This is a genomic window from Prauserella rugosa (assembly GCF_000719975.1).
Taxonomy (GTDB): domain Bacteria; phylum Actinomycetota; class Actinomycetes; order Mycobacteriales; family Pseudonocardiaceae; genus Prauserella; species Prauserella rugosa.
Map to the genome: position 1 here is coordinate 92,330 of NZ_JOIJ01000006.1, position 22,434 is coordinate 114,763.

The window sequence follows — 22,434 nt, forward strand, 5'->3', positions numbered from 1 at the left end:
AGTCCGACGGGAGATGCCATGGCCGATCGCTACGACGACGGGATGCGGGTGCGCCGCGAGGTACTCGGCGACGATCACGTCGACCGGGCCGAAGCGGCCAAGGACGCCTTCACCGAGGACTTCCAGGACCTGATCACGCGGTACGCGTGGGGCAGCGTGTGGACCCGCCAGGGACTCGACCGGCGCATGCGCAGCGTCGCGGTGCTCACCGCACTGCTCGCCCGCGGCCACTGGGACGAGTTCGCCATGCACGTGCGCGCGGCCCTGCGCAACGGCCTGACCCGTGACGAGATCGGCGAGGTCATCCTGCAGAGCGCGGTGTACTGCGGCGTTCCCACCGCCAACCACGGATTCGCCGTCGCGCGGCGGGTTCTCGCCGAGGCCGACCAGGCATGACCGCACCGGAGATCACCACGACCCGGGTCGGCATCGTCGGCGGCGGTCCGGCCGGGCTCATGCTCTCGCATCTGCTCGCCCTCCGCGGCATCGACTCGGTCGTCGTCGACCACCGCGAGCGCGCCGACATCGAACGCACCGCGAGAGCGGGCATTCTGGAGGCCGACAGCGTCCGGATGCTCAGCGAGACCGGCGTCTCGCAGCGGGTGTTGACCGAAGGCGATCGGCACCACGGCACCTGCCTGGCCTTCGGCGGCGAGGTGCACCGCATCGACTTCCAGGAGTTGGCCGGCGCGTCGGTGTGGCTGTACCCGCAGACGGAGGTGTTCGCCGACCTCGCCGACGCCCGCGCCGCGGCCGGTGCGGACGTGCGCTTCGGTGTCCGCGACACGACCGTGCACGACGTCACCACCACCCGCCCCGCGATCCGGTTCACCGGAGCCGACGGACGCGCCCACGAGATCCGATGCCGCTACCTCGTCGGCGCCGACGGCTCGCACAGTCTGTGCCGGCACCAGATCCCGGCCTCCGAGGTCCGGCAGTACCGCAAGGAGTATCCGTACGCCTGGTTCGGAATCCTCTGCGAGGCACCGAAAAGCGCACCGGAACTGATCTACAACCATTCCGATCGCGGATTCGCGTTGATCAGCCAACGCACCGAGACCACCCAGCGGATGTACTTCCAGTGCGATCCCGACACCGACGTCGATGACTGGTCCGGCGATCGCATCTGGACAGAGCTGCAGGCGCGGGTCGGCGCCAACGGACACGAGCTGGTCGAGGGTCCGATCATCGACCGATCGGTGCTCCGCTTCCGCAGCAACGTCGTGGAGCCGATGCGCCACGGTGCCATGGTGCTAGCCGGAGACGCCGCGCACACCGTTCCGCCGACGGGAGCGAAAGGCCTCAATCTCGCGCTCGCCGATGCCGCCGTGCTCGCCGAGGTACTCGAACGGGCCCTGGCCACGAAGGACGACGACGTGCTCGACGAGTACACCCGGCGCGCATTGGATCGGGTGTGGCGTTCCCAGCACTTCTCCTACTGGATGACCGCGATGTTGCACCGCGGTCCGGGAGCCGACGAGTTCGACCTCCGCCGTCAGGTGGCCGAACTGCGCTCGGTGGTGCGGTCCACCGCCGGTGCGACCTACCTCGCCGAGGCCTACACCGGCTGGCCCGCGCGCTGACTCGGCTCACCACCCCCACGTGCGCGTGGGCATCACGATCAACCGGGTGGACAGCGCGGCGTCGAATCCCGCCCGGGTCGTATCCCAGGCCCGCGTGGAGATGTTCGTACTTGGCCAGGAAACCGGGCCGGAGCGTCGGATGCACGGCGACTCCGGGCCAATCGCCGGATTCCTCCACTTCGGACCGGTACGCAGGGCGTACACCCCCACCGGCCACCGGGACGGGCGTTGACATCGCGTGTGCCACGCTCGTAGCTTCCTCGATCAGGGCCATCGAATCGAGGAGCCGGCATGGCGATACCTCCACCCGACAACGACCGTCTGGCCGCGCTGAACGACCACTTCGCGTTCGGCCTGAGCGAGACCGACCTCGCGGAGTTCGCACCCGCCGTGGCGGGGACGCTCGGCGCGTCCGAGCGCGTCGAACAGCTCTACGCCGCCTCGGCGCCGACACCGCCCGAGCGCGACTGGTCCGAGCCCGCGGACAACCCGCTCGGCGCCTGGTACGTGCGGACCTCGATCGAGGGTTCCTCCGGCGGCCCGCTGGCCGGCCGCACCGTCGCGATCAAGGACAACGTCGCGGTCGCCGGGGTTCCGATGATGAACGGATCGCGCACCGTCGAGGGATTCGTGCCGTCCAGGGACGCGACAGCGGTGACGCGGCTGCTCGAGGCGGGCGCGACGATCGTGGGCAAGTCGGTGTGCGAGGACCTCTGTTTCTCCGGCGGCAGCTTCACGTCGTGGCCCGGCCCGGTGCGGAATCCGTGGGACCACTCGCGCAACGCGGGCGGTTCCTCCTCGGGCAGCGCCGCACTGGTCACCACGGGAGAGGTCGACCTCGCGCTCGGCGGCGACCAGGGCGGCTCGGTGCGCATGCCGAGCGCGTTCTGCGGCGGCGTCGGCCATAAACCCACCCACGGCCTGGTGCCCTACACCGGTGCGTTCCCGATCGAGCAGACGATCGACCACCTCGGGCCGATGACCCGCACGGTCGCCGACGCGGCGGCCATGCTGGGCGTCCTCGCCGGCCCGGACGGTTTCGATCCGCGGCAGCCCACCACCGTCGACCGGGTCGACTACACGGCGGCACTGACGGGGTCGGTGTCGGGCGTGCGCATCGGCGTGGTCACGGAGGGATTCGCCCGCGACGGATCCGAGGCGGGCGTCGACGAGTCGGTACGCGCGGCGATCGACCAGCTGCGGGCCGCGGGTGCCGTCGTCGAGGAGATCTCGATCCCGTGGCACGCGGACGCGATGGCGGTCTGGAACGTCATCGCCACCGAGGGCGCGGCGTTCCAGATGGTCGACGGCAACGCCTACGGCATGAACTCGTGGGGCCTCTACGACCCCGAGCTCATCGCGCACTACGCCGCCAACCGGATCACCCACGGACACCAGCTGTCGAAGACCGTGAAGCTCGTCGGTCTCTCCGGCCGCTACACGTTCGAGCTCGGGGCGGCAAGTACTACGCGATGGCCCGCAACCTGGCCTACGAACTGCGCAAGGCCTACGACGACGCGCTGAGCGGCTACGACGTGCTCGCGATGCCCACCGTGCCCTACACCGCGCAGCCCCTCCCCGATCCGGACGCTCCGCTGGAGGTGTACCTGTCGACGGCGTTGGGCATGCTCGCCAACTGTGCGCCGTTCGACGTCTCGGGCCATCCGGCCTGCACCGTGCCCGCAGGACTCGTCGACCGCCGGCCCACCGGACTGATGCTCGTGGGCGGGCGGTTCGACGACGCGACCGTGCTCCGCGTGGCCGACGCCTACGAGAAGACGGTCGGCGGTTTCCCGGCACCACCGACGACGTGAACCGGGCGGCCGCCACCGGACCGCGGCATCCCAAGACCGCCGCATCCCAAGACAGCCGCATCCCAAGACAGCGGCATCCCAAGACCGCGGCATCCAAGACCGCGATGCCGCGCTGCGAGGCGGCCGCCCCCGATCACGCCCGGCTAGCGGGCCGGTTCGGTGATGGTGGTGTGGTGCACCGTCCACTCCTCTGCCTGCGCCGACGGGGTCAGCCCCAGGCCCGGACGGGGCGGCACGAGCATGCGGCCGTCGGAGAGTTCGAGACGTTCCTCGAACAGCGGCTCCAGCCACTCGAAATGCTCCACCCAGGCCGGTCCCGGGTAGGCGGCGGCCAGGTGCACGTGGATCTCCATGGCGAAGTGCGGTGCCATCGACAGGTGATGGTGGTCGGCCAGGTTCATCACCCGCAGGAACGGCGTGATCCCGCCGACCCGCCCCGCATCCGGCTGGACGAAGTCCGCCGAACCCTGACGGATCAGGTCCCAGTGTTCGGCGACGCTGGTCAGCATCTCACCGGTGGCGATCGGGGTGTCGAACCGTTCGGCGAGACCGGCGTGCCCGACCGCGTCGTAGGCGTCGAGCGGCTCCTCGATCCAGGTCAGGTCGAACTCCTCCAACGCGCGGCAGGCCCGCCGCGCCTGCGCGCGGTCCCACTGCTGGTTGGCGTCGACCATGAGCGCGACCTTGTCCCCGAGGTGCTCGCGTACCGCGCGGACCCGTTCCAGGTCGGCCGCCGTGTCCGGCTGGCCGACCTTCACCTTGATGCCGCCGATGCCCTTGTCCAGCGCCCCGTCGATGTTGTCGAGCACCTCCGGCAACGGCGTCGACAGGAATCCACCCGAGGTGTTGTAGGACGGCACGCCGTCGCGGTGGGCACCCAGCAACTTCGCCAGCGGCAGGCCCGCCCGGCGGGCCTTGAGGTCCCAGAGCGCGATGTCGAGCGCCGCGATCGCCTGCGTGGCCAGTCCGCTGCGGCCCACCGACGCACCGGCCCACACCAGTTTCGTCCACAGGCGAGCGACGTCGTTGGCGTCCTCCCCGATGAGGTCCGGGGCGATCTCGGACGCGTGGGCGTACAGCCCGTCCCCGCCCGCGCGTTTCGAGTAGCTGAAGCCGAACCCGTGGTGCCCGCCCGCGGTCGTGATGTCGGCCATCAGCACGGCCACCTTGGTCAGCGGGCGCTGCCTGCCGGTCAGCACCTTCGCGTCGCTGATCGGGGTCGCCAACGGCAGGTGCACGAGGGCGAGCCGGACGGAACTGATCTCGTCGGGACGATCGTCGGTCACTGTCGGTCCTTTCTTCTCACGTCTCTTCTCACGTCGAACAGGCCGGGTGGCGATGTCGGGTCGAACGGGCCCTGGTCGGGACGGTCTGGTCGGGGCGGGGTCAGACGCGCGTGGTCCGGTCCTCCTCCGGAACGTCGTCCGCGGCCTTCCCGGCCCGCGCGGCGCGGAACGCCTTCAGCATCGTGAACGCCACCAGCACCGCCATCGCCACGAGCAGGGTCGCGGCGATCGGGTGGGTGAAGAAGCCGGTGAGTTGCCCGTCGAAGATCCGCATCGAACGGCGGAACGCCGATTCGAGGATGCCGCCGAGAATGAACGCCAGCACCAGCGGCGCCGGTTCGAATCCCGTCTTCTTCATCAGATAGCCGATGACGCCGAGGCCGATTATGAGGAACATGTCGAACACACTCATGCGTACCGTGTAGACGCCGACCAACGTGATGATCAGCGCCACCGGTCCCAGCACGGCGACCGGGATCCGCACGATGCGCACGAATACGCCGATCAACGGCAGGCACATCAGCACCAGCAGGATGTTGCCCAGGTACATCGAGTTGACGACGCCCCAGAACAGATCGGGCCGGTCCTCCACCAGCAGCGGACCCGGTGTGATGCCCTGCAACAACAGCGCACCGAAGATCACCGCCATCGACGCGTTCGCCGGAATACCCAACGACAGCAACGGAATCATCGACGACGAGGCCGCTGCGTTCGACGCCGTCTCCGGACCGGCGACGCCCTGGATGGCTCCGCGGCCGAACAGCTTCGGCGTGCGCGACACGCGCTTCTCCATCGCGTAGGACACCATCGACGACATCACGGCACCACCGCCGGGCAGCACGCCGAACACGAATCCGACGACCGATCCGCGTCCCATGGCACCGCTCGAGGCCCGCAGATCCTTCTTGCTCGGATACACCCGGCCCACCTCGGGCAGCCGGCCGCGCGCCTTGCGCACCGATTCCAGGTTGTAGAGGATCTCGCCGACGCCGAACAGTCCCATCGCGACGATCACGAACGGGATCCCGTCGAAGAGCTGGTCGGAACCGAAGTTCAGCCTGCCGGTGCCGTCGATCGGGTCCTGGCCGATGCTGGCCAGCAACAGGCCGAGCGCGGCCGCGACGATGCTCTTCAACGCCGATCCGGTGCCCAGTGTGGCCACCATGAGAATGCCCAGCAGGGCCAGTGCCGCGAACTCCGGTGGTCCGAAATCGAGCGCGAACCCGGCGACGACGGGCGCGACGAACGTGAGCGCGACGATCGCCACCGTGCCGCCGACGAACGAGGAGATCGCCGCGACCCCGAGCGCCGTACCGGCTCGTCCGTTGCGGGCCATCGCGTAACCGTCCAATGCGGTCACGGCGCTGGAGGCCTCGCCGGGCAGGCGCAGGAGGATCGCCGTGATCGTCCCGCCGTAGAGCGCACCGTAGAAGATGCCCGCGAGCATGATGATCGCCGCGGTCTCGTCGAGCGTGTAGGTCACCGGCAGCAGGATCGCGATCGAGGCCGCAGGCCCGAGCCCCGGCAGCACGCCGACGAACATGCCGAGCGTGACACCGATGAGGCAGAACAGCAGGTTCATCGGCTGCAGCGCGACGCCGAAGCCTTCGAGAACGGGAGTCAGAAAGTCCATGATGCGCCTCGCTCAGAACACGACGATGTGTGGAAGGGGGACGCCGAGCGCGGAGATGAACACCGCGTAGATCACCGCGCACGAGCCGAACGACACCGACAGCGAGGTGATCCACGACTGGCGGCCGAGCCCCTTGATCCACAGCATCAGGATCGCGACCGTGGGGACCTCGAAACCGATGTTCTCGAACAGCGCCGCGTACGCGATCAGGGACACGACGGCCACCACGACGATCAGCGATTCGCGGCCGAACGCCTGCTCGTCACCCTTCTGCCCGGACTGCAGGAGCAGCACCACCGAGAACGCGACGAGGACGACGCTGACGATCAACGGCCACATGCCGGGCTCCGGTTCGGCCAGACTGCCGACGCCCAGGCTCGCCGACATCACGGCGGCCGCGACACCGATCAGCAGGAGGACCCCTGCCGCGATCAGGTTCTGCGTGCGGGCGTAGCCGGGCGAGACCGCCGGATGCTCGCCGGACGACCCGCTTCCGGTCGTGCTGTCTCCGGTGGGGGTTTCTGCGGTAGTGCCGCCTCCGGCCGCGGCTGTGCCGGCTGTGCCGTCTTCACCGGGTTCCGTGTCGACCGTGTCGACCGTGTCGGCCGTGTCGGCCGTGTCGTCGCGCACTCCGTGTGTGTCGCCGTGTGTGTCGGTCATGCGTCACCGCCCAGTTCTACGCCGTGGTGGTCGGCCAGTTCCGTGAACCGCTTCCGGCTCTCGGCGAGTTCGTCGCCGACCTCCCCCGGTGGTGCGTTCCACTCGCGGATGTAGTTGCGGCGCAGGATTCCCTCGTACTCGTCGCTGCCGGTGGCCTTGTCGGTCGCCTCACCGAGTCGCTCCACCAGCTCCTTCGGCAGCCCCGCCGGTGCGGCGAGGAACCGCCGCTGGTCGACGACGACGTCGTAGCCGGACTCGGTGACCGTCGGGGTGTCGGGCAACGCATCGAGCCGCTGATCCGAGAAGACGGCCAAGGGACGCAGGTCCCCCGCCTCGATCTGCGGCATCACCTCGGCCGGGTGCAGCGCGGCCACGTCCACCTGCCCGCCGAGCACGGCCGTCAGCGTGGGACCGCCACCGTCGAACGGGATGTCGGCGGCGTCGACGTCGGCGATGCTGAACAGCAGCGCCTGCGCGAGCTGCCCGCCCGTGCCCGGACCCGACGTGCCGAACGTCAACCGCTTCTGGCCCAGCAGATCGTCGAGGCTCTCGTGCTCGGACGAAGTGGGCACCACGAGGACGTAGTCCTCGATCGTCAGTCCCCGGATGAACGACATGTCGTCGAGTTCGATCGGCTCGGGATCGTCCACCACCAGCGGTCCGATGGAGAACAACGACTGCGGCATCACGGCGATCCGGTGCCCGTCCGGCTGACTGCGGAACACCGAGTTGCCCGCGACCTTGCCGTTGGCGCCGGGTTTGTTCACCACGATCGTCGTCCCGCCGAGGTGCTCCTCGGTGCTGCGGGCCAGCGCCCGTGTGACGAGATCGGAGCTGCCACCCGGTTCGGTGGGCACCGTGAACTCGATCGGCCTGTTGGGGAACTCTCCGGTTCCGCTGCCGTTGGTGCCGCCGTACACGGTGCACCCCGCGGCGAGGACGGCCGAGCTCACGAGCGCCACGGCTGCGGCGCCGACCCGGCCAGGACGGTGGGACATCATCGTCGACCCTCCACACATCGTCGGACGATTACGTGATCACCAGCGCGGCAGCGGCGGCTGTGTCCACTCCGGATACTTCACGCGCATGGCGGCGACGTCGTCGCGGCCGCGGACGTCGAGCCGGCGCCACCGCTCGTGCAGTGCGGCGAGCGCGTCGCGGTCGAGTTCGACGCCGAGACCGGGCGTGTCCGGCACCTCCACCGCACCGTCACGGAACACGTGCGGCGTGGTGATGACGTCCTCGGTCTGCCACGGCCGGTGCGTGTCGCAGGCGTACCTGAGCTCGGGAACGACGCTGGCCACGTGGGTCATCGCGGCGAGGCTGATGCCCAGGTGCGTGTTCGAGTGCATCGACAGGGCCACGCCGTAGGTCCGGCAGTGCGCCGCCAGTTCCCTCGTGGCGTGCAGCCCGCCCCAGTAGTGGTGGTCGGACAGCACGACCTGCACGGCGTCCGCGGCGAACGCCGCCGGGATCTCCTCGAACGAGGTCACGATCATGTTGGTGGCGAGCAGTGCACCGGTGCGCCTGCGCACCTCGGCCATCGCCTCGACGCCCGGCGTCGGGTCTTCGAGGTACTCGAGTGTGCCGTCGAGCTCGGTCGCCACGTGCACCGACGTGTCGACCGTCCATCCGCCGTTGGGGTCCAGTCGCAGCGGGTGGTCCGGAAACTCCTTGGCGAGCGCCTTGATCGCCGCGATCTCCTCGTCCGGCGAGAACACGCCGCCCTTGAGCTTGAACGAACCGAAGCCGTACTCGGAGGCGAACCGGCGGGCCTGCGCGACGACGCCCTCCGGGTCCAGCGCCGCGCCCCAGTCGTCGGACGGCGCGTCCGCGACCGGGTGCTCGGCCCAGCGGTAGAACAGGTAGGCGCTGTAGTCGACCCGGTCGCGCACCTTGCCGCCGAGCAGGGCGTGCACGGGCAGCCCGAGGACGGTGCCGAGCGCGTCCAGGCTCGCGATCTCGAACGCCGACACGACACTGCGCACCAGCTTCGACGGCGTGCGCCTGCCGCGCAGTCCCGCCGGGTCGAACTCGGGCGCCGCGTCATCGGCGAATCCGCCCGCCTCGTAGGCGAGGTCGAACAGGCCGTTCAGCGCGGTCACCGGCGTACCGACCACCGCGTCCGCGAGACTCGTGGCGAGCGCGAGGTACTCGGCGTCGCCGTAGGTCTCCCCCACCCCGACAGCCCCGTCGTCGGTCTCGATCTCGACGATGCACCGCGGCGTGTACGGCTGGTGCACGCCGAGCACGTTCAACAACGGCGGATCCCCGATGAGGATCGGGGTGGCTGCGGCCCGCACGATTCGAGGCACACGACGCCCCATGGCAACCTCCTGGCTCTCCTGGCGTGTCCGGCGCGTCCGGACCCTGCGACTTTCCTGGCTCGTCTCGAGCTGCCGGACCCGCTGGTCAGCGGCTGCGGTCCGGCGTTTCCCGCCGGTGGGTCGGGGCGTCACGACGCGACGACGGGAACGGAGCCGCCGTCATCGGTTCTGTCCACACATGCACACCGTTGTCTTCATATGTAGACGACGTATTCATGTGCAACATCGTGATGACTCGTTGCTACCGTGTCAACACCCGCCCAGCGACAGATCATCTGGAGGAACCAGCGACCGTGAGACAGTGTCTCCGTCCACGGAGAACGAACTGAGGTGCGATGACCACGCCCGGCAAACCCGCGGCCGACACGGGCCGCCAGAGCAACGGAGTGCGCGACGTCAAGTCGGCCGCCCGAGCGGTGGAACTGCTCGAACTACTGGCCTCGCGGCAGAACCGGCCCGCGCGCCTACGGGAACTCAGCGAGGCCCTCGAGGCGCCCCGCAGCAGCGTCTACGCCCTCATTCGCACGTTGACCAATCTCGGCTGGGTGCGCACCGACCCGTCCGGCACCCAGTACAGCATCGGTATTCGCGCACTCCTGGCGGGAACGACCTATTTGGACACCGACCCGTACCTTCGGATCGTCCACCCGCACATCAACGATCTCAGCGCCGAACTCGACGAGACGATCCACTTCGGACGTATCGACCGGTGCGACATCGTCTACCTGGCGACCAAGGAGTCGAGTCAGTACCTGCGGCCGTTCAGCAGGGTCGGCCGCAGACTTCCCGCGTTCAGCACCTCCATGGGTAAGTCGCTACTGGCCGACCGGCTCGACGGCGACGTCATGGCCCACGTTCCCGCGGAGCTGACGGCCCTCACCCCGAACACGATCACCGACCACGACGCGCTGCTCGCCGACCTTGCCGCGACCGCCGAACGCGGCTACGCCGTCGACAACGAGGAGAACTACGACGGCGTGCGCTGTTTCGGGTTCGCCCTGCGCTACGCCAGCCCGGCGACCGACGCGATCAGCTGTTCGGTGCCGGTGGACCGCCTCGCCGAGGAGCGGACCGCCGAGATCATCGCCGCGATGCAGCGGACGCGCCTCGCGATCGAACGCATGGCCCCGGTCGACCTCACCGACCCGTCCGAACCCGGCTCGGTGAGCTGACCGGCGTATCCGCACCACAACCGTCTGGAGGGACACGTGGCGAAACCGGCTCGCGCGCTCGCCCGCGCACTGGAACCCGTCGTCGGGCAGGTCTACTTCGCACCGGAATGCCACGACGCCTACGAGGCGCTCGGCTTCCACGGCAGTCCCGGTACGCGCAACGGGGTCGCGAATCCGGACGGACCGGCCTACTTCGTCAGCCGCGGTTCGATCCTGGGCCAGGTTCCCGGCGAGGTGATCGCGGCGACGTTCGCGGTGTTCAATCCACAGGTCGTCGTTCCCGCGGTGGCCCACGGCTGGTCGCTCACCGACGCCGCGACGATCGGCCGAGCGCGCACCGAGGGCGCCATCGCGCACCTCGTCCGTGTCCTCGGTGAACGCCCCGAACGCCTCGACGAGGCCCGTCCGCTGCTCGAACGGGCGGTGGAGCCGCTGCGTCCCGAGGGCAAGCCGCTGTTCGCCGGACTGCGTTCCCTCGGCCTGCCCGGAGATCCGGTCGGCGACGTGTGGCGACTCGGCGACATGCTCCGGGAGTACCGCGGCGACGCGCACATCGCCGCCTGGACGGCCGCCGGGTTCGACGCGACGGAGATCGGCCTGCTGACCGAGCTGCACTGGGGGCTGCCGATGCGCACGTACATCCGTTCGCGGGCGTGGACCGACGACCAACTCGACGCGGCCGAGGAGCGACTCGTCGCCCGTGGCCTCGTCGCCGACGGCGCGCTGACCGACCGGGGACGCGCCAAACGCGAGGCCGTGGAGGCCGCGACGGACCGGCAGTGCCGGCCCATCGTGGAAGCCCTCGGCGACGACCTGCAGACACTCGTCGACATCGCCCGGCCCTGGGGCCAGGCGATCTGCGACGCGGGCGGCTACCCGGCCGCCGGCCCCATGACGACCAGCCGCGGCTAGCGAGCCGGCGGCCGCGCGGAGGACCGCACGACGCCGTACGGGACGGTCACAGGTGGTCCTCGTAGAACGACGCGAGCCGGTCGACGGCCGCATCGACGTACTCCGGCACGTCGTACATCTCGTAGTGGCCCGCCCCGTCGACGACCATGAGATCGACCGGGCGGGGCGCGAGCTTCCAGAGCCGCATCCCGGATTCGTAGGCACCGGTGGTGCCGACGCGCCCGGCAAGGATCACCTGCAGCGGCTGGGTCATCAGCCGGTCCACCAGGTGGTAGGCATCGAAACCGAGTGCGAGCGCGTCTCCACGGGCGAGCCGGCGGTTCGTCGAACGCTCGTGGCGACCGCGCTCGGTGCGGTAGTAGGTCACCGCCTGGGTCGTGTCGAGGTCGGTCATCCTGGCCGCGGCAGCCTCCTCCGTCGTGTCGGGAAGCCACCTCACACGAGCGAGGTCGCCGGTCCGGTTCTCCCGCGTGCGTGCCGTGGCCAGCGCGTCGAGGGCAGCGACCGGGCCGTCGGGCTGCAAGCCGCGAAACGCCTCGCCCAGATCGCTCGGCACGACGGTGCCGACGGCCTTGATCCGGTGGTCCGTGCGCGCCGTGTGCACGGCATACCCTCCGCCGGCACAGATGCCGAGCACGCCGATACGGTCCGAGTCGACGCCGGGAACCACTTCGAGCGCGTCGATCGCGCAGGAGATGTCCTCACCACGCCGGTACGGATCCTCGAGATCGCGGGGCAGGCCACCGCTGGCTCCCTGGTGGGCGGGGTCGAAGGTGAGTGCGGCGATCCCCTTCTCCGCCAGCCGCGACGCGTAGTTGGCGCCGATCTGTTCCTTCACGCTGCTGCCGGGCGTCGCGAGGACCACGGCGCGCAGCGGGCGACCACGATCGGAAGTGTCGGGCAGATACAGGTCGCCCGCCAGGTCGATCGGCCCTCGGGGAATGGTGATGTGGCGCAACACGTGGTCGCCTCTCGCGTAGAGTTCGGCCGATCCGTTCAAGGCAGTACTAGTCCGAAACAGTACTAGTACAACCCTGAACTAGTACGAGACTGTACCACCTGGGAGGTGTGCGTGCGGGACGATGCCGCGCAACTGTGGTCGCTCAACCAACGGCTCCTGACCGTCGTGCTCGACGCCTGCCGCGACGAACTCGCCGACCTCGGCATCGATACCAAGGAGTTCTTCGTGCTCGCCGAGGTCGCGACATCGCCCTACCCGGCCGAGTTGGCGGCGACGCTGATGATGCCGAAGGCGAGCGTGACCGTGTACGTGCGCAACCTGGTCGCGAAGGGGCTCCTGCGCCGCGAGATCGATGACGCCGACCTGCGGCGCCACCGGCTCGTCCTGACCGACGAGGGTGCGGCCGCTCGCGAGCGGGCGGTCACCGCACTCGCCGCGGAGTTCGACCGCAGGCTCGCGAGGATCACGGCCCGGGACCGCGGCGAGCTCCGGCGCATTCTGCTCGATCTGCTCTCCGACGAAGAAGAAGGCGGATGACGCGGAGGACACGGACAACGCGGAGGACGCCGAGGACGCGGAGGACGCCGCCCCTCCGGCGGACGGGTTCCACATCGCACGTCTCGCCGGCCCGGCGGAGGTTCGCGCGGCCCGCTACCGCGTCATGACCGCGAGCTCGCCGCCCACGCGGTGAGTTCGTCGCGGAGCCGCCGTTTGAGCACCTTTCCGGTCGCCGTCCGCGGAAGCGGCTCCCGGACGAACACCACGTGCTCGGGAACCTTGAATGCCGACAGACGCTGCGCCGCGTGTTCGCGGATCTCGTCGGCCATCACGTCCGAACCGCGTGGATACACCACCGCGGCGACCTGTTCGCCGAGCACGTCGTGCGGCACGCCCACCACGGCGACGTCGGCGACACCGGGATGGTCGAACAGCGCCGCCTCGACCTCGGCGCAGTACACGTTCTCGCCGCCCCGGATCACGACGTCCTTGAGCCGGTCGACGACGTGCACCCACCCGTCGCGGACGTAGCCGAGATCGCCGGTGCGGAACCAGCCGTCGACGAACGCCGCCGCGGTCGCCTCGGGATTGTTCCAGTAGCCGCGCACCACGTTCGGACCGCGGAACCACAGTTCGCCGACCGTGCCGTCGGGCACGGGCTGCCCGTTCGACGGATCGACCACGCGCAGGTCCGCACCCGGCATGCAACGGCCGACGCTGTCGGGATGACGGACGTAGTCGGCCCCCGTGTTGCTCACCACGGCGGAGGTGGTCTCGGTGAGGCCGTACCCGTTGCTCGGCGCCACGATCGAGCCGAACGTGCGGTCGATCCGGCCGACCAGGTCGGGCGGGATCGGAGCGCCGCCGAGCGAGATACCCGTCAGCCCGGGCAGTTCGCGGCCCTCCTCGGCGAGCCCGGTGACCAGGTCACGCATCACCGTCGGCACGCCCGACACGCCGGTGAGCCCCTCGTCGCGGACCAGCTGTTCCGCCCGCGCGCGGTCCCAGCGGTAGAGCGTCGCCAGCTTCGCGCCGATCATCGTCGTCGTGCCGAGCCCGGTGAGGCCGGCGATGTGGAACAGCGGGAAGGTGACCAGCGTGCCCGGTTGTGGCCCTTCGGCGTCGGCCGTGCCCGCCAGCAGCTGGCTCACCCGCAGGTTCAGCGCCGTGTTGCACAGGTTCGTGCAGTGGTTGCGGTGACTGCCCACCGCGCCTTTCGGGCGCCCGGTCGTGCCCGACGTGTACAGGATCGTCGCATCGTCGTCGGGGTCGACGGCGACCTCGGGCAGCTGCGCCTCCGGGTCGAGTCCGGCCACCACGTCCGCCCATGCCCGGACGCCGGGCTCCGGGTCGGCTCCGCGCACCTCGATCACGGGCACCCCGGCGAAGTCCGGGCGCAGCAGTGCGACCCGTTCCGCATCGGCGACCAGCAGGCGCGCGCCCGAATCGTCCAGGGCGTACCGCAGATCGTCACCCGTCCCCCACGCGTTGATCGGCACGACGATCACGCCGATCGCCTGTGCCGCCCAGAACACCGGCGCCCACTCCGGATAGTTCCGCATCGAGACGGCGAGCCGGTCGCCGGGGCGCATTCCGTAGCGGTCCCACAGCTCCCGCGCCAGCCCCGAGGCCGTCCGCAGGTGGTCGGCAAAACTCATGCGCTCCGACTCGTAGACGAGGAACGTGCGATCCCCGAACGCCTCCGTCGCCAGCAACACCTCGCGCAGCGTCGAAGGTCCGGTCGCGTACACCCGCATGGGCACCCCGCGCACGGTGCGCTCGACGAGCTCGAACTCCCCGCCGGGTGCGGTGAGTTCCCGCACCAGCCGCGCCCGCTGTTCGATCACATCGTCCACAGAGGACTGCATCGTCATTGATCCCCCGTCCCCACTTCCGCTCCGTTGCCTCCCGCGGCGGATGTTCACCGCGGGCTCATTCCACGCCGCGTCCCGCGCGCGTGCGGGCGCGCGGTCCGGCGTAGCCGAACAGGTACCCGGCGACCTTGCGCATCTGGATCTCCTCCGACCCCTCGGTGATGCGGTACCGGCGGTGGTGGCGATAGATGTGTTCGAACGGGGTGTGCCGGGTGTAGCCGAGTCCACCGTGGACCTGGATGGCCCGGTCCGCGGCGTCGCAGACCAGACGGTTCGCCCGGTAGTTGCACATCGACACCCGGTCGCTGATCGTCAGATGGTCGACCCGGTCGAGCTGCCAGGCCGTCCTGCGCACGAGGGTGCGCACCAACTCGGCCTCCGTGTGCAGCTCGGCCAACGGCCACTGCACGGCCTGGCGATCGGCCAGCGGCCTGCCGAAGGTGACCCGTTCGCGGGCGTACTCGACGCTGCGGTCGATGCAGTACTGCGCCGCGCCGACGCCGGATGCGGCTTGGCGGATCCGGTTCTCGTGCACGAACTGCTGTGCCACGGCCAGACCGCCACCCACCTCGCCGAACACGGCCGACGACGGCACGCGCACGTCCCGCAGGGTCACCTCGGCATGATCGGTGGGCATGTTGAACGTCCACCAGTGGTGTTCCACGGTGAATCCGGGGGTGTCGGTCGGCACGATGAACGCCGTGATGCCCCGCGGGTCACCGTCCGATCCGGACGTACGAGCGAAGACCACGTCGTGGGTGGCAGAGTGCATCCCGGAGTTGAACCGTTTGACCCCGTTGATGATCCAGTCGCCGGACCCGCCGTCCTGGACGCCGGTCGTGGCCATCCACGTGGCGTCACTGCCGTGTTCGGGTTCGGTCAGTCCGAATCCCACGCGTTTGCGATGCGTGATGATGTCCTCGAGGAACTCCTCGCGCTGCTCCGGCGTTCCCGACGACAGGAACATGTGCACGAAGGGGAAGTTGCCGACCACCGACGACTCGTTCTGCAGGTCGTTGTGGAGTCCGAGCCCCTGGTGTGCCAGGTGTTCCCGGATGACCGCCATGTCGAGGTTCGAGCCGCCGCTGCCGCCCACCTCCTTCGGCAGGCCGTACCGCAGCCAGCCCGCGGCGTCGGCTCGCCGGAACATCTCCGCGAGCAGCGCCTCCCATTCCGGGCGTGGGGTGCCGCCCGCCTCGAAGTCGGTGCGGGCGTACTCGCGCCGATGATCGAAGAACCGTACGTTGTCGTCCTGCTGTTCCAACGGCCGGATCTCCCGGTCGATGAAGGCGTCCAGTTCGTCCAGAAGGGACGTCAGTGCGGCGGGAAGCTCGAAATCCATCGTCTCTCCTCAGGCGTCGCCGACGTGGCGTTGGCATGCCGGAGTTTCGGGCGACGCCGCTGACCGGATCACGTGCTCCGGCGACGGGTACTCGGCACCTTCTGGACGGAACTGATCGTCGGCCAAGGCTACGGCGGCCGCACCGAAAGGGACAAGACGTCGCCCACGAAGGGAGCAGACATCGCACCGGAAGGGCGGTTACGGCCCGTTCCGGGTGCCCGGTCCCGTGGCGTCGTCGGGCGGCAGCGGCCACCGCGGAACGCCGGCCGGGAAGTCCGCGCCCGCACGCCCCGGGAACCGTGCGGGCCGCTTCTCGAGGAACGCCGCGACACCTTCGGCGGCGTCCGCACCGCGACCGAGCTCGTACATGGCACGCGAGTCGGCGCGGTGTGCGTCCCACGGCGTGGCCGATCCGAGCATGCCCCACAGAAGCTGCCGTGCGACGGCGACCGACACGGCCGAGGTGTTGTCGGCGATCTCGGCGGCCAGTTCCGTCGCGGTCGCCAGCAGCCGATCACCGGGCACCACGCGCGAGACGAGACCTCCGGCTCGCGCTTCCTCGGCGTCGAACACCCTCCCCGTGGCGACCCACTCCATGGCCTGCGACATTCCGACGATCCGGGGAAGGAACCACGTCGAGGCGGCCTCCGGAACGATGCCCCTGCGCGCGAAGACGAATCCGAATCGGGCCTCCTCGGCGGCGATACGGATGTCCATCGGCAGCGTCATCGTCACGCCGACCCCCACGGCCGGGCCGTTGATCGCACCGATGACCGGTTTCCTGCACGAGGCGATGCGCAACGACACCGTGCCGCCACCGTCCCGCGGCACGCCGTCGATCTCGCCGTGCGCCGCGCGCCGGGACCGGCCGTCGCCTGCGTCGAACGTGTCGGCACCGCCACCGAGATCGGCTCCTGCGCAGAAGCCGCGCCCCTGCCCGGTCACGATCACCACGCGCACCTCGTCGTCGGCGTCGGCGGCATCGAAGGCGTCGACGAGTTCGTGGGCCATCGTCGTGGTGAACGCGTTGAGCCGTTCGGGGCGGTGCAACGTCACGGTCGCGATCGGGCCGGTGACCTCGTACCGAATCTCGGTGTACTCGCCCATGTCCGTGCCACCGTCCCCTTCGACAGGCTGCCGCATCACCCGAACGACCGTGAAGTTAGCAGGACCGGTGGCGCGGGCCAATCACACGAGATCACGCGGGATCGCGGTGTTCCAGTTCAGCGAGACGACACGCTCGCCCCCCTCGTAGGCGTCGAGCTCGGCGTGCAGCAGGAACTCGGTGCGCGTCGACGTCAGCACCGTGCGCGTCTCGGTCCGCACGCGCCAGTCGTCCCTGGTGAAGCCGATCGTCCAGGCCACCTCGCCCCGGACGGAGGTGAAGTCGTCGCGCTGCGAGCTGTAGCGCTCCTCGGCGCGCTTGGTCACCTCGAGCCCGGTGTCGTCCATGCGCTCGGTGCCCGAATCCTTCACCACCTCCAGAGCGGAGTGATAGTCGATCAGGTCCCGCACGACGTTCCACTTCTGTTCCCCCGGACGGAGCACCGTGGTCGGCAGGGGCACGGCACCTTCCGGCTCGTCGAACGGGCGCGGGGCGACGTCGTCCCCCTCCCCGGCGTCCCGCAACGGCAGGGTCAGCGCCGAGGAGGCCAGGAACACGGTCAGCCGCGCCGACTCGGGCGGTGGCCACGCCAGGGGCCAGTAGGACGTCGACAGCGACAACCGGATCCGATGCCCCGGCGGGAACGCCTGCGCGACGCCGTTCAGGTGCACCGTGACGCGGTACCGCTCCCCCGGCTCGAGCCGTTCGGGGGTGTCGTGCCCGTCGCGGTGGGTGAGGTTCAGCAGTCCGTAGGTCACGCGCGTGGCCCGGCCGTCGGGGGCGACGTCGGACAGGCGGGCCGCCACCATCGCGACCGGCCGGTCGACCGTGAACTCGAGGTGCACGGCCGGCGAGCCGAGGATCTCGCACCGCTCGGTGAGCACGTCGCTGTCGAATACCAGCGACCCGCCGTCCTCCTCGCGCTGGTCGTACGGCAGGTCGGGTGGTGCGTTGTACGAGCACCACTTGCCCGCGAACTGCCCGACCGACAGCGGCGACTCCACGTGCAGGGCCTCGTCGGTCTCGGAGTTCTCGCCCGCGGGCAGGATGCGATGCGGTGCCAGGCCGTACCGCGCAGACGTGACATGGGGCGAGGGCCAGGACGGCTCGCCCACCCAGCGCCCGGGTCGTTCCTCGTACGCCGTCGACGGCGGCACGCTGTCCTGCATCCACGTCCGCAGCATCGGCTCGTCGAGCACGCCGTTGTCGACGTCCTTGAGGAAGTGGTCCCACCAGCGCACCATTTCCTGGAGGAAACCGATCGCGGGCCCCGGTTGTCCCAGGTGCGGATACTTGTGCGACCACGGTCCGATGAGGCCCTTCCGCGGCACGTCCAGCTCGGCGAGCATCCGGAACACGGCGTTCGAGTAGCCGTCGGCCCATCCGCTCACCGCCAGCACCGGACAGGCGACGTCCGCGTAGTTCTCGCACACCGAGGCGTGCCGCCAGAACTCGTCCCTGCGCTGGTGTTCCAGCCAGTCCTGCAACCAGAGTCCGCTGCCGTGCAGCCGCTCGTGCCACATCCGCCGCCAGTCCTCACCGACGATCGCCGGGTCGGGCGGGCAGGAGTTGTAGGCGAACATCGTCGAGGCCCACGACAGGTTGTCCCCCAGCAGGCATCCGCCCATGTAGTGGACGTCGTCGGCGTAGCGATCGTCCGACGAGCACACCGACACGATCGCGCCCAGGCTCTCGGGGCGCCGCGCGGCGACCTGCAGCGCGTTGAACCCGCCCCACGAGATGCCCATCATGCCGGTGCGTCCCGTGCACCAGTCCTGGTCCGCGATCCAGGCGAGCACCTCCTCGGCGTCCTGGAGTTCCTGTTCCAGGTACTCGCCCGTCAACACGCCGTCCGACTCGCCGCTGCCCCGCAGGTCGACGCGCACCGCCGCATACCCGTGACCGGCCAGATAGGGATGGTGGATCGAGTCACGGACCGCGGTGAAATCCCCTTTGCGGTACGGGATGAACTCGAGCACGGACGGCACGGGGTTCTCGTCCGAGTCGACGGGGCGCCAGATGCGCGCGCCGAGCCGGGTTCCGTCGCTCAGCGGGATCCAGACGTGGTGGTCCTCCCGCACGTCGTGGGGAAAGGACGTCACCTCGTGCATTCCTCACCTCCCGGACGTATCGACGTCCTCGATCTCGAAGGGCAGTTCCTCGACGCACCGTTCGTAACGCTCGGTCAGCTCGCGCTCGTCGTCGGCGCCGACGTGCACCATGGCCAGTACGTAGCTGTAGCTGTCCTCACCGTGTTTGGCCGAGAGCCGTTCGCCCTCTTCCACGCCGACCTCCACGTGACATCCGGGGTGCCGTGCCTCGAGGTCGGCGATCTCCTGGTCGGTCGGCACGCGCCGCACGACGCCGTCGGCGAACCGGCGGAGGAACCACTTGGCCGCGAGGCGGTGCGGTCCCTGGCGATGCGGCAGGTCGGGATCCTCACCGAGCGCCAGGCGCAGCGTGCACTGGTGGTTCGGGACACCGTCGACCTCGGTGAACAGCCTGGCGTGCGACTGCGAGTGCCGCGGGTTGATCTCCAGCAGCCGGATCGTGTCGCTGTCGGCGTCCCAGAAGTACTCGATGTTGAACGCGACGTCGGTCAGTCCGATGTGGTCGATGACGCGGATGGAGATGTCGGCGAGGCGGCGTTGAACCGACGCCGGAAGCGACGAGGGGTATTGGTAGCGCAGGAAACTCGACGACTCGGGATAGGTGTGGGAGTCGATCACGCCGTAGACGTGGGTGTAGTCGCCCGTGCTGTACCCCTCGACGGTCACCTGCGAACCCGTGACGGCCTCCTCCGCGATGCAGGCCTTGCCGCCGATCGCCGCGATCTCCTCCGGCGGGTCGAGGAACTCCATCACCTGCTGGAAGGGTTTGCCGATGCGGTCGATGCCCTCACGTGTCTCGGCGAGCGCGGCGGCGAACTCGTCGGCGTCCCGTACGTGGAAGGCGAGTTCGGACGAATACGCCTTCACCGGTTTGATCCACATCGGATACCGGACGCCCTCGGGCGGTTCGGTGTCGTCGAGGTTCACGAGTCCGAACCGGGGGTACTCGTCGATCACTTCCTGTTGCCGCAGCCGCGACCAGTACTTGTGCTCACACGTGACGACGGCGTCCAGGCTCGCCGACCGCAGGCCGTGCCTGCGGCACAGGATCGGCACCATCGAGCTGGTGGGAAAGTCCCAGTAGCCGATGATCGCGTCGATGGTGCCGTCGAAGTCGGCGAGCTGCCGCTCGGCCTTGTCCAGCAGTTCACCGAGGGCGACCTGCTCGCCGCTCACCAGTTCTTCCTCGGTCAGCAGGCCGTGGAACACGCAGTCGTCGGTGCCGGGGATGTTCCGGAGCTGGTCGAGGTTGCCCTGGTCGAGACCGAGCACGAAAACGTTCCTGGTCATGCGCATGGCTCCCTTCGTCGCGGCCCGGAGGGTCCCTCACCTGATCCACTTCGAAACCACGCACCGCTTCGACGTCTCGGCGCCTCGGTGCCTCGCTGCCTCGCTGCCTCGGTGCAGCCAGCGGCCCGCGGGCACCGACGTGGTCACCCGGCCGGAACTCGTGTAGTGTCGACGGTGGTCGAAATATTTCTGGGTTCGTGTTCGTACATGCTCGCAGGATGTTGATGCGGGCGCGCTTCTTTCTTTGGTTGTAGCTGGAGTTAGCCGCCGTCTGAGATCCCCGGCCCGGGCCTCCACGCAGTGTGGTCGTCCGTCATACACCAGCTCCTGAAGGAGAACATCATGGCAAGTGGAACCGTGAAGTGGTTCAACTCGGAAAAGGGCTTCGGCTTCATCGCTCCCGATGAGGGTGGCCCCGACATCTTCGTGCACTACTCGGCGATCGACGCCGCGGGCTTCCGGAACCTCGAGGAGAACCAGCAGGTGACCTACGAGGCCAGCCAGGGTGCCAAGGGCCCGCAGGCCGACGTCGTGCGCGTGGCCTGATCTGATCATCACCCGACGCGGGCCGGTGGCCGTCGCCGCACCGGCAGCAGCCACCGGCCCGCGAGCGGGACCTCTCGTCGTCGTGACGAGAACGACATTCCCGGACGGATCCCGTCCGGATCACCGAAGGACTCTCATCACCACATTCACCTCGGTACCGCCCACGCAGCGTCCCACCCGGTCGCCGTCGGTGTGGCGGTCCTCGCCGGGTCCGCACACGGTGCACCCGGTGCAGTTCCTCGAACCCGCACGCCCCCGGGCCTCCGCGGAGACGTCGCCGACGTCCGCGCCGGCGTCCCCACCGCAGGCCGACCACAGCGAGGCCGCGATGCGCCGACTGCGCACCCCCTTCGAGACCGCCGCCGCAGTCTGACGGCCGGCCCGGCCTCACTCGGCCGCTATCGCAGGGCCCGGAGGCATTCCCGGACGGTCGCGAGACCGTCCTCCGGCCGGTCCCAGAACACCATGTGACCGGCGCCGTCGACGCGCACGAGCGTCGCAGCCGGATTCGCCCGTGCGGCCTCGTCCGCTCCCGCCGCCGTCACCACGGGGCTGTCGCCTCCGTACACGAGCGTCGTGGGAGCCGGGACCGCCGACCACACCGGGACGAAGTCCTCCGATTCGAACGCCGCATGGGTCGCCGCGATCGCCGTCCGCGAGCAGGACGCCAGCCACCGCGCACGCAGTTCTTGCTCACGGCGGGGCCAGCTCGGCCACGACCGCGCCACCTCGTCGGCGTCCGTCCCCCGCCGTGCCTGCTCGAGTTGCCCCAGGAACGCCTCCGACGTCGTGGGGTAGCGATCCCGGCCCGGCCCGCTCATCGGCGGATCGACGAGGACGGTGCCCCGCAGCGCGGATGCACCTCCCGCTGCCACCGCCGCGGCGATCCGCGCCCCCATCGAATGTCCCAGCAGCACGGGACGGTCGAGCTCGAGCTGAGCGACGACGGCGTCCACGTCCGCGGCGTAGCTGCCGAGGTCGTATCCACCCACACCGTCGTCCGTCGCGGGAGCGCTGTCCGACAGTCCCCTGCCCCGCACGTCGAGGACCAACGGCCGGACCAGGTCGGTGAGCCGCCGTGCCACGAAATCCATCGTCACCGCCGGGCTCGTGATCCCCGGGATGACGAGGACCGGCACGCCTGCGGCGGGTCCGTAGTCCAGTACGTGCAGGCGCACCGTTCCGGAACGCACCCACCTGCTGTGGGCGGGCACGTCCGCGAGGTCGGCGAGCGCCGGTTGGGTCAGGACGCGTGCGGCGGGGTCCTCGACGGGAATCGGCGGAACTGCTGCGGTCACGGGAAACGGCCTCCTGTGTCGG

General features: G+C 69.7%; 21 protein-coding genes. 9 read left to right on the plus strand and 12 right to left on the minus strand.

All coding sequences use genetic code 11. The features are described 5' to 3' along the window. Positions 1–18 precede the first annotated feature (18 nt). The 4 genes from pcaC to IF64_RS28055 all read left to right on the plus strand — a co-directional run bounded on the left by pcaC (position 19) and on the right by IF64_RS28055 (position 3,397). A complete protein-coding gene (gene pcaC, locus IF64_RS0110540) occupies positions 19–396 on the plus strand; it encodes a 4-carboxymuconolactone decarboxylase (RefSeq protein ID WP_030531876.1) in 378 nt (125 codons plus the stop codon). Continuing rightward, positions 393–1,583 carry a 4-hydroxybenzoate 3-monooxygenase gene (locus tag IF64_RS0110545; RefSeq protein ID WP_030531877.1) on the plus strand — a complete coding sequence of 397 codons (1,191 nt, stop codon included), beginning with the start codon at positions 393–395 and terminating at the stop codon, positions 1,581–1,583. The genes pcaC and IF64_RS0110545 overlap by 4 nt, the downstream gene beginning before the upstream one ends. 291 nt (positions 1,584–1,874) lie before the next feature. Continuing rightward, on the plus strand, positions 1,875–3,107 hold the full coding sequence (locus tag IF64_RS25380) for an amidase (RefSeq protein ID WP_425468423.1): 1,233 nt from the start codon (positions 1,875–1,877) through the stop codon (positions 3,105–3,107). Beyond that, entirely contained in the window at positions 3,056–3,397 is a 342-nt protein-coding gene (locus IF64_RS28055) for an amidase family protein (RefSeq protein ID WP_425468422.1), read from the plus strand. The genes IF64_RS25380 and IF64_RS28055 overlap by 52 nt, the downstream gene beginning before the upstream one ends. 143 nt (positions 3,398–3,540) lie before the next feature. Here IF64_RS28055 and IF64_RS0110560 read toward each other — a convergent pair whose 3' ends face one another. The 5 genes from IF64_RS0110560 to IF64_RS0110580 all read right to left on the minus strand — a co-directional run bounded on the left by IF64_RS0110560 (position 3,541) and on the right by IF64_RS0110580 (position 9,303). Continuing rightward, the gene (locus tag IF64_RS0110560; protein ID WP_030531879.1) at positions 3,541–4,683 is read right to left on the minus strand and encodes an L-talarate/galactarate dehydratase; all 1,143 of its coding nucleotides are present in this window, start codon (positions 4,681–4,683) and stop codon (positions 3,541–3,543) included. A gap of 100 nt (positions 4,684–4,783) precedes the next feature. Further along, on the minus strand, positions 4,784–6,316 hold the full coding sequence (locus tag IF64_RS0110565) for a tripartite tricarboxylate transporter permease (RefSeq protein WP_030531880.1): 1,533 nt from the start codon (positions 6,314–6,316) through the stop codon (positions 4,784–4,786). 12 nt (positions 6,317–6,328) lie between these two features. Next, complete coding sequence (locus IF64_RS26015) at positions 6,329–6,976, minus strand: tripartite tricarboxylate transporter TctB family protein (RefSeq protein WP_051757703.1); 648 nt, start codon at positions 6,974–6,976, stop codon at positions 6,329–6,331. Continuing rightward, entirely contained in the window at positions 6,973–7,977 is a 1,005-nt protein-coding gene (locus tag IF64_RS0110575) for a tripartite tricarboxylate transporter substrate binding protein (protein ID WP_051757704.1), read from the minus strand. The genes IF64_RS26015 and IF64_RS0110575 overlap by 4 nt, the downstream gene beginning before the upstream one ends. A gap of 36 nt (positions 7,978–8,013) precedes the next feature. After that, complete coding sequence (locus tag IF64_RS0110580; RefSeq protein ID WP_051757705.1) at positions 8,014–9,303, minus strand: enolase C-terminal domain-like protein; 1,290 nt, start codon at positions 9,301–9,303, stop codon at positions 8,014–8,016. Positions 9,304–9,638: 335 nt separating this feature from the next. Between IF64_RS0110580 and IF64_RS0110585 the strand changes: the two genes are divergently transcribed. Both IF64_RS0110585 and IF64_RS0110590 read left to right on the plus strand, forming a co-directional pair. After that, on the plus strand, positions 9,639–10,475 hold the full coding sequence (locus tag IF64_RS0110585; RefSeq protein WP_051757706.1) for an IclR family transcriptional regulator: 837 nt from the start codon (positions 9,639–9,641) through the stop codon (positions 10,473–10,475). 36 nt (positions 10,476–10,511) lie between these two features. Then, positions 10,512–11,387 carry an SCO6745 family protein gene (locus tag IF64_RS0110590; protein WP_145600328.1) on the plus strand — a complete coding sequence of 292 codons (876 nt, stop codon included), beginning with the start codon at positions 10,512–10,514 and terminating at the stop codon, positions 11,385–11,387. Positions 11,388–11,433: 46 nt separating this feature from the next. Here IF64_RS0110590 and IF64_RS0110595 read toward each other — a convergent pair whose 3' ends face one another. Beyond that, positions 11,434–12,348: an alpha/beta hydrolase gene (locus tag IF64_RS0110595; RefSeq protein ID WP_030531886.1), complete on the minus strand. Its 915-nt coding sequence runs from the start codon at positions 12,346–12,348 to the stop codon at positions 11,434–11,436. Between the two features lie 111 nt (positions 12,349–12,459). Between IF64_RS0110595 and IF64_RS0110600 the strand changes: the two genes are divergently transcribed. After that, entirely contained in the window at positions 12,460–12,885 is a 426-nt protein-coding gene (locus tag IF64_RS0110600; RefSeq protein ID WP_030531887.1) for a MarR family winged helix-turn-helix transcriptional regulator, read from the plus strand. Between the two features lie 122 nt (positions 12,886–13,007). On the opposite strand, the gene IF64_RS0110605 is transcribed toward IF64_RS0110600, so the two are convergent. The 5 genes from IF64_RS0110605 to IF64_RS0110625 all read right to left on the minus strand — a co-directional run bounded on the left by IF64_RS0110605 (position 13,008) and on the right by IF64_RS0110625 (position 20,568). Continuing rightward, positions 13,008–14,720 (minus strand): class I adenylate-forming enzyme family protein, encoded by a 1,713-nt coding sequence (locus tag IF64_RS0110605; RefSeq protein ID WP_211252560.1) that lies wholly within the window; start codon positions 14,718–14,720, stop codon positions 13,008–13,010. A gap of 58 nt (positions 14,721–14,778) precedes the next feature. Then, complete coding sequence (locus tag IF64_RS0110610; RefSeq protein WP_030531889.1) at positions 14,779–16,062, minus strand: acyl-CoA dehydrogenase family protein; 1,284 nt, start codon at positions 16,060–16,062, stop codon at positions 14,779–14,781. Between the two features lie 198 nt (positions 16,063–16,260). Then, complete coding sequence (locus IF64_RS0110615; protein WP_425468470.1) at positions 16,261–17,205, minus strand: crotonase/enoyl-CoA hydratase family protein; 945 nt, start codon at positions 17,203–17,205, stop codon at positions 16,261–16,263. 45 nt (positions 17,206–17,250) lie between these two features. After that, positions 17,251–19,278, minus strand: a complete 2,028-nt coding sequence (locus IF64_RS0110620; protein WP_030531891.1) for a CocE/NonD family hydrolase — start codon at positions 19,276–19,278, stop codon at positions 17,251–17,253. A 3-nt stretch (positions 19,279–19,281) separates the two neighbouring features. Continuing rightward, the gene (locus IF64_RS0110625; protein ID WP_030531892.1) at positions 19,282–20,568 is read right to left on the minus strand and encodes an ATP-grasp domain-containing protein; all 1,287 of its coding nucleotides are present in this window, start codon (positions 20,566–20,568) and stop codon (positions 19,282–19,284) included. Positions 20,569–20,910: 342 nt separating this feature from the next. Between IF64_RS0110625 and IF64_RS0110640 the strand changes: the two genes are divergently transcribed. Together IF64_RS0110640 and IF64_RS27110 are read left to right on the plus strand one after the other, a co-directional pair. Next, positions 20,911–21,114 (plus strand): cold-shock protein, encoded by a 204-nt coding sequence (locus IF64_RS0110640; protein ID WP_030531893.1) that lies wholly within the window; start codon positions 20,911–20,913, stop codon positions 21,112–21,114. A 229-nt stretch (positions 21,115–21,343) separates the two neighbouring features. Further along, the gene (locus IF64_RS27110) at positions 21,344–21,487 is read left to right on the plus strand and encodes a hypothetical protein (protein WP_157575511.1); all 144 of its coding nucleotides are present in this window, start codon (positions 21,344–21,346) and stop codon (positions 21,485–21,487) included. Between the two features lie 25 nt (positions 21,488–21,512). On the opposite strand, the gene IF64_RS0110650 is transcribed toward IF64_RS27110, so the two are convergent. Continuing rightward, positions 21,513–22,412, minus strand: a complete 900-nt coding sequence (locus IF64_RS0110650; protein WP_084705780.1) for an alpha/beta fold hydrolase — start codon at positions 22,410–22,412, stop codon at positions 21,513–21,515. Positions 22,413–22,434 lie beyond the last annotated feature (22 nt).